Source organism: Desulfonatronospira sp. (assembly GCA_003563255.1).
Classification (GTDB): domain Bacteria; phylum Desulfobacterota; class Desulfovibrionia; order Desulfovibrionales; family Desulfonatronovibrionaceae; genus Desulfonatronospira.
Genome location: PWSL01000218.1, coordinates 1 through 6,693, shown reverse-complemented (window position 1 = coordinate 6,693; position 6,693 = coordinate 1). Strand labels below are relative to the sequence as shown.

Sequence of the window (6,693 nt, the reverse complement as noted above, 5' to 3'; positions counted from 1 at the left end):
TTGGCACTGTAAATGTTCCGCACTTATTTTTTAAGAAAAAGACTACTGCCCACAGATCACACAGATTGACACAGATATAAGATATTGAAGAGATATATATTTTTTCCTTGCGGGAATAAGACCCCAGTGAAACCCTGCTCCGCAGGAACGCTTTCAGCGTTGTTTCACGGGGCAGGACCCGCAAGGAAAAGGTATCAGCCCTTCGGGCGGGGGAAGATTACTCCACGGTATCTACCGCGGATGCGGTGGAGACCATGTGCATACCAGGTTCTTCATTCCTGGTATGCACATAAAAGCTCTTTCTTCCATCTGTGCCTGCCACGCGCCTCGCGTGGTACATCTGTGTGATCTGTGGGCCAAAAACTCTTTTCTTATCTGGGTTGCGGGCAAACCCAGCATTAGTTATCTTCCGGCCCTGGATGTATTCATGCCTCCAGGTTTTGCAGGCATGTTACTGGCCTCTTTGCCAGCGAAAATAGACAAATACCCTGCCCGAGTTGTCTTTATCCCTGTTGATCCGGTGGTAAGTGCTTTTTATGTCATCCCGGTCCAGAAAGCGCAGGACTCGTTTTTTCAACTGTCCTGTTCCTTTTCCGCAGATTATCTCCAGTTCTTTGGCTTTTTTCTGCCTGGCTTCCTGAAAGGCGTTTTCCAGGGCGGCATCGATCTCGCGACCCTTGTTGAAGATCGGGTGCAAATCAAGGCTAAGACGCCTGCTGGACATTTTATTATCACCTTTTGTTTTGGTTGAGTCAAAACAGAAAAACTGTTCAGCTTTATCTGCATTATTCATTCATTATTTGACTTAAGTCAATGAACGATTTGCCCGGCTTGTGCAACCATCAGAGGAAATTGACTTGCAGATCAGCATCTCGCTTCTGAACCCGGCAAAAGCAAATATAGTGTTGAGAAGCTGAAAAAAACATAAGCAAGCTTGCGGGGCAACCCCTCCTGGAGGTATTGAGCATGCAGGCAAAACGTGGAGGAAGAAAATGTCTAATCCAATCCAGTGCCCAGGCAGCAGTACCCGCAACCTGGAGGTGGACCTGATATCTTGTCAGGATTGCGGCCATGAAGTAGAGATGTTCTCCGACGAAACTAAAAGAAGATGCCCCAGATGCAAAAAGATGGTTTTCAGGGACCGTATGCCCTCCTGCGTGGACTGGTGCCCTTCGGCCAGGGAATGCGTGGGTAAAGAACGCTGGCAGGCCATGCAGGCTGGAAAACAGAAAACATAAGCCCTTTGTAACCCTTCAGGGTATGCCAATTTGCCTGTCTGCCACGCGGGTAATGCCCCCGCACATATCCTTAAAACTATTTGCTACCTGCGCACACAAAGCCTGAAGAAACTCTAACGAATACATCAAGGCTGCGTTTAAAGATATGGGCGGGGCATGCTTCTGGGGATCTTTATTCTTCCAAACCGTGTGTGCGGAGTACCTGTGTGAAGCCTGAAGGCTTCCCGTGCCTAAGAAGATTTTTTTGGCACCCCAGTTGAATGCCCTGCGGGCTAGCTCTTTGAGCTATTCAACGGGGCAGGCTGGCAACTTCGTTGCACGCTGGCGGCTCTGCCACTCACGGCTGGAGAGTACGCCTCAAGTCTATTCTCGGTAGCGATTGCTGGCTCCCCCTGAATGATTACAGCCCTTTTATCTGGTAAACTGACAGGAAGTGCTGCTTTGGATTATCTACTTATCTGTATCGTGGCCATGGGTGTTTCCGGACTCACCCTTTTTTCCGGATTCGGCCTGGGCACCCTTCTTTTACCGGCCTTTGTTCTGTTTTTTCCTGTTCAGGCTGCTGTAGCCATGACTGCAGTGGTGCACCTGGCCAATAATATTTTCAAACTTTTTCTCATAGGCAACAAAGCAGATACCGCAACACTGCTGCGCTTTGGGCTGCCGGCCCTGGCAGCGGGTTTTGCCGGGGCCTGGCTTCTTCTGTCTCTGGCGGACCTGGAGCCGGTTTATAGTTATGAGCTTTGGGGAAGGCACATGGAGGTTTACCCGGTAAACCTGGTCATTGGACTCCTGATGGGGTTTTTTGCCATGCTGGAGCTATACTCACCCCTGAACCGGCTGCAGATATCTCCTGCGTACCTGCCCCTGGGCGGAGTGCTCAGCGGATTTTTCGGGGGCCTTTCCGGACACCAGGGGGCTTTTCGCAGTGCTTTTCTGCTCAAATCCGGCCTGGATAAAGAGGCCTTTGTGGGAACCGGGGTGGTTATCGCGGTGCTTGTGGATGTTTCCAGGATCACCGTCTATTCCGGTATGGTGCACAGTCCAGAAATCCGTGAAAACCTGCCTCTTATTGCTGCGGCCATGCTGGCAGCCTTTGCCGGAGCCTTTATCGGGCGCAGAGTATTGTCCAAAATCACCTTCAGAACAGTACAGCTTATTGTAGGCATTATGCTCCTGCTTGTTTCCATCCTGCTCATCCTGGGTGTAGTCTAATCGTAACCATTCAGAGGGTCCTCGGTGTTGATTACTGGAACAAGGCCTGGGGACTGTCCCCCGCCGTGTAGGTCTGTGCAGAATCATGGAATTTTGCGCTTGTAATTTTGGTGATTGTGAAGGCAAGGTGTCGCGGGGACTGTCCCCACTCACGCCAAAGGCGTGATTCCGGCACCCCTTTTCCGCCGGTCTTCAGAATAATTGGGAAGGACAACCTAAGAAAATATCCGTTGACTTGGGTAGCAGTCATTAGAGTGAGGCAACCATCATAATTTTCAGACAGAATTCAGGGCTTGTGATGTCAAGGGACGTACATCCTTCCAGGCGCTGGAAAGATGTTCTGCCTGCCAAAGATCGTAGCTATTCTGGAGGTTGAGCCACAACCTTGGTGTCGTGTTGAGGGCTCGTGAGAGCCTTAGGGCCATGTCAGGAGTCACTGAACCTCGCCCATTCAATATCTTTGACAAGGTTTTTCTGGATACACCCAGCGTTTCAGACATGCCGGTTATAGAAATGTTCAGTGGTTCCAGATAATCTTTCTTCAGAATATATCCGGGATGAGATGGTTGTCTTTTCATTGTCGTCATAATAGTCACCTTTTAATGATAATCATCATAGTCAACGACATAAGCATCGCCCTCTATGAATTTAAAGAATATTCTCCAATTTCCCGAGACCCGGACGGAATATTGTCCCTTGAGTTTTCCTGAAAGCTTATGCAGGTTAGACCCTGGGAAGTTCATATCAATTATGTCATTTGCAGCGTTCAGTCGATCCAGGATTCTGGATATTTTGTCTGCATGCTCGGGGCTAATGCCTCTTGTTGATCCATAATAATAAAAAACTTCGAGTTCCTTCTGCTTAAAGGGTTTAATAATTCATGACTATGTAACCGCAATGGTTACAATCGTCAACCTTTGAAGTCATTAGAGGTCAGGAGCAAATGACATGACCGATGCAAGTTGCACACGAATTGATCGATTCAAACTTTCTTTTGTCAGCCTTGAAAATTTCGGAAACGGTTCTTTTTCCCTGTGGCTGAGCCTGCCACGCGCCTCGCGTGATCAATCTGCCCAATTATTCGTCAACCGTAAGATACGCCTCCTCATAATTGCTTGATTTCCTTGCTAAAAGAAATAACTTTTCGTTTCCGGAAAAAAACAATCAATGATAAACAAGAGGTTTCAAGATTCCCTGAATATTTGCAAAGGATAGACCGAGAAATTGTAAAAAAAAGTTTATTTTTTTTAAAAAATTTGACTTAAGTCAAATAATTTAAAAAAATCTATTTGTATAAGTGACTAGACTTTTTCCACGAACCTGCGCGGAAAAAGTGGCCCCTCCGGGGCATCATTCGGTGAACCCTTGCAGGACGCGTTGAGCACGGGGACTGGCTCTCCCGGCACTTATTTTTCTAATCTGTTTCTTGTTCAATAAAAAATAAGTGCCGGGGTGCCTGTCCCATATACATGGTGGAAGCTCTGGAGCAATTCCGGGAAAATGGCAGCGACAGGGTCCGTTTGCAATTCCGGGTCCAGGATACCGGCATGGGTATGAGCGAGAAGCAACAGGCAGAGTTATTCCAATCTTTCACCCAGGCTGATGGCTCCATCACCCGGCGCTACGGGGGTACCGGCCTGGGACTTTCCATATGCAAGTCCCTGGTGGGACTCATGGGCGGAGATATCGGGGTTAAGAGCGCGCCCGGCCAGGGCAGCACCTTTTATTTCACCCTGCCTTTTGCCCTGGGTACTGGAGAAAAAACCAGGCAGCATGATTTCAGCAGCTCTCAAAGCATTACCGCACTTGCTGCGGATCTGTCCGGTAGGAGTATCCTGGACTACGACTTTGAAAAAGCCCTGGAGGAGCTGAAGCAATTGACTTGGAAGTTCTGATTCAGTTATCAATTGTAATGGCGTCCCTGGGGAATGTCCCCAGGTAACCCTTCAGGGGGGAGATATGCTAATTTGCCTGTCTGCCAGGCGGGCAATGCCTTGCTGAGGAACAATATTCTTCAAAACCGTGTGTGCGGAGCACCCGTGTGAAGCCTGAAGGCTTCCCGTGCCTAAGAAGTTTTTTTGGCACGGGCAACTTCTTTGCACATCCCAGTGAAACCAGCTACGCTGAAACTACGTTTGTTTCACGGGACAGGCGGGCGGCTCTGCCGCTCACGGCTGGGGAGTACGCCTCAAGTCTATTCTCGGTGGCGATTGCTGGCACCCCCTGAATGGTTACGTCCCCAAGGCTGATTAAGACATCCCCTAAATGGTTACAGGAGAACTACCATGTCCTCGGAATGCAACACTCATATTCTGTCAAAAGAAATAAACGAAGAAATTCTGTTTGCTGTTCAGAATGCGGTAATCATAACTGATCCCCAGGGCATGATCCTCAATGCCAACTCAAGGGTTAAACAGGTTTTTGGTTATACTTCCGAGGGGCTCACAGGAAAAAATCTGTCTATACTCTTTACTTCTGAAGATCAGGACTACCTGTACCCTAATCTTCTTTACCTGGCTGAGCAATGTGAAGTTTTTGAAGATGAGATAATGCTGCTCAGGAGAAACAAGGCTCGATTTTTTGCTCATGTCAGGGTGTCTTCCTGCCGGAAACCTGCAAACAATCTGAACTTCTTTTCGATCATTGACATTGATAAGACCAAAAAAATGGAAAAGGTTTTTAAACAGATTAATTATGAAGATCTGGTTAAATTAGCCAATGGCGTCGCCCACGAAATAAGAAATCCTCTCGTGGGTATTGGGGGTTTTCTGCGCAAACTTTATAAGTCCTGTGTTGCCTCTGTTGAGGGTGAGGAATATTATAATCTGATTCATTCCAATCTGAAAAAGATTGAAAGTATAGTTGAGAAGGTGGGCTTCTTTGCTGGAATGCCTGAGCCAGTACTCAAAAAAGTAGAGATTCAAGAGGTCATGGACATAGCTAAACAAGACTTTCAGGAAAGGATAAACAATACAGGATGCAAACTGGATATTGAAGTTGAACCCTTAGAACTTATGGCCGATCGGATTTTGTTGATCAGGGCAATGAAAATTCTAATAGAGAATTCCTTGGATGCCTGCGAAGAGAATCCCAAAATAACCATAAGGGTTTTTACTGTTGATAATGAGTGCAAAGTCTTGGTAAAGGATAACGGTAGAGGAATCCCGTCTGATATTCTGCCCTATATCTTTCATCCTTTTTTCAGTACAAAGGCTGATGGGGCAGGCATAGATCTGTCCATTTTCAAAAGAATAGTAGATAATCATCAAGGAAGGATAGATGTGGATTCACAAAAAGGAAAAGGCACCAGCTTTGATATTTCGATTCCATTGGAACGCCGTAAAATAATCCGTACGAATTTACTGGAGAATTTTTCTAGTATTTGATGATGCACTTGCAAAAAGTCGAAAAGTTGATTTTGGTCCCTGAACGTATTTTTCTAACTCTTTGATTTTCCCTTCAACTGTCAACTGTAAACTGTTGTCAACTGCGTCTGCAAAAAAGACTTTTTGCAGACGCATCAGCCAAGGATCTGGTAAATGTCGCAGAAGACTTCCTCATCAATGAACCAAGGCTCACTCTAGTCGCCTGTCTTTGAGAACCCTCAAGCTATACTGATGAATGCCCCTGTAGGCATTTTTACCTCCACTCCAGCAGGCCGTTTCCTTTCGGTGAATCCCGCCCTGTCCGGGATGCTGGGCTATGATTCCCCAGTGGAACTTTTGGATTCGGTTAAAGATATTGCCACCCAGGTTTATGCTGACCCCCGGGAAAGGGAAGAGTTGCTGCACCAGCTTGAAACCCGGAGCCAGGTAAAGGACTTTGAGTGCCGCCTGGTGCAAAAGGATGGCACTAAGATCTGGGCCTCTAAAAATGTCTGGGTGGTTGGTGATGAAAAAGTCAGGGTTAGGTAGAATATGGTGAATAGATGCGCAATTTTTTCAGAAGGGTTGTCTTTCCGGCCTGGCGGGGACCGTAGACGACCACGACTTTGCCCGGCCTGACTGCATCTCTGAGATTGGACAGCTGTCTTTGTGGTATATACATGATGACCCTGATTGATAAAATATGGATGGGTATACTGACTGAAATAGAGATAATTTAGGCGCTTAGCACAAATTTCAAACCAACATGTTGGTTGCTAAAATCGGTTCCTGGTTACCTCTCGTTCCCAGGCTCCAGCCTGGGAACGCTTTCCCAGGCTCCAGCCGCTCCCCTCTCGTTCCCAGGCTCCAGCCTG

The 6,693-nt window shown here is 47.2% G+C and carries 9 protein-coding genes; 5 read left to right on the top strand and 4 right to left on the bottom strand.

All coding sequences use genetic code 11. The annotated features are described in order from the left end of the window. Window positions 1–451 precede the first annotated feature (451 nt). Window positions 452–724: a Smr/MutS family protein gene (locus QZP87_RS06475; RefSeq protein ID WP_008869062.1), complete on the bottom strand. Its 273-nt coding sequence runs from the start codon at window positions 722–724 to the stop codon at window positions 452–454. 268 nt (window positions 725–992) lie between these two features. Here QZP87_RS06475 and QZP87_RS06470 point away from each other — a divergent pair, with 268 nt between their 5' ends. Beyond that, window positions 993–1,238, top strand: a complete 246-nt coding sequence (locus QZP87_RS06470) for a phosphohydrolase (protein WP_291322106.1) — start codon at window positions 993–995, stop codon at window positions 1,236–1,238. 441 nt (window positions 1,239–1,679) lie between these two features. After that, window positions 1,680–2,453, top strand: a complete 774-nt coding sequence (locus tag QZP87_RS06465; protein ID WP_291322105.1) for a sulfite exporter TauE/SafE family protein — start codon at window positions 1,680–1,682, stop codon at window positions 2,451–2,453. A gap of 275 nt (window positions 2,454–2,728) precedes the next feature. Here QZP87_RS06465 and QZP87_RS06460 read toward each other — a convergent pair whose 3' ends face one another. Beyond that, window positions 2,729–3,040 carry a HigA family addiction module antitoxin gene (locus QZP87_RS06460; RefSeq protein ID WP_291322104.1) on the bottom strand — a complete coding sequence of 104 codons (312 nt, stop codon included), beginning with the start codon at window positions 3,038–3,040 and terminating at the stop codon, window positions 2,729–2,731. Window positions 3,041–3,052: 12 nt separating this feature from the next. Further along, window positions 3,053–3,328, bottom strand: coding sequence for a type II toxin-antitoxin system RelE/ParE family toxin (locus QZP87_RS06455; RefSeq protein ID WP_291322108.1), 276 nt, complete (start codon window positions 3,326–3,328; stop codon window positions 3,053–3,055). 594 nt (window positions 3,329–3,922) lie between these two features. On the opposite strand from QZP87_RS06455, the gene QZP87_RS15545 reads away from it, so the two are divergent. The 3 genes from QZP87_RS15545 (at window position 3,923) to QZP87_RS06440 (ending at window position 6,367) form a co-directional block, all read left to right on the top strand. Beyond that, window positions 3,923–4,348: an ATP-binding protein gene (locus QZP87_RS15545; RefSeq protein WP_363330994.1), complete on the top strand. Its 426-nt coding sequence runs from the start codon at window positions 3,923–3,925 to the stop codon at window positions 4,346–4,348. Between the two features lie 390 nt (window positions 4,349–4,738). Further along, on the top strand, window positions 4,739–5,839 hold the full coding sequence (locus QZP87_RS06445) for an ATP-binding protein (protein WP_291322103.1): 1,101 nt from the start codon (window positions 4,739–4,741) through the stop codon (window positions 5,837–5,839). 225 nt (window positions 5,840–6,064) lie between these two features. Then, a complete protein-coding gene (locus QZP87_RS06440; RefSeq protein ID WP_363330995.1) occupies window positions 6,065–6,367 on the top strand; it encodes a PAS domain-containing protein in 303 nt (100 codons plus the stop codon). Here QZP87_RS06440 and QZP87_RS06435 read toward each other — a convergent pair. Further along, a complete protein-coding gene (locus QZP87_RS06435) occupies window positions 6,360–6,500 on the bottom strand; it encodes a hypothetical protein (protein ID WP_291322102.1) in 141 nt (46 codons plus the stop codon). The genes QZP87_RS06440 and QZP87_RS06435 overlap by 8 nt on opposite strands. Window positions 6,501–6,693: the final 193 nt, after the last annotated feature.

Coding starts and splice junctions, on each gene's coding strand:
- QZP87_RS06445 (WP_291322103.1), top strand. CDS start 4,739: ATGTCCTCGGAATGCAACACTCATATTCTGTCAAAAGAAATAAACGAA.
- QZP87_RS06460 (WP_291322104.1), bottom strand. CDS start 3,040: ATGACGACAATGAAAAGACAACCATCTCATCCCGGATATATTCTGAAG.
- QZP87_RS06475 (WP_008869062.1), bottom strand. CDS start 724: ATGTCCAGCAGGCGTCTTAGCCTTGATTTGCACCCGATCTTCAACAAG.
- QZP87_RS15545 (WP_363330994.1), top strand. CDS start 3,923: ATGGTGGAAGCTCTGGAGCAATTCCGGGAAAATGGCAGCGACAGGGTC.
- QZP87_RS06470 (WP_291322106.1), top strand. CDS start 993: ATGTCTAATCCAATCCAGTGCCCAGGCAGCAGTACCCGCAACCTGGAG.
- QZP87_RS06435 (WP_291322102.1), bottom strand. CDS start 6,500: ATGTATATACCACAAAGACAGCTGTCCAATCTCAGAGATGCAGTCAGG.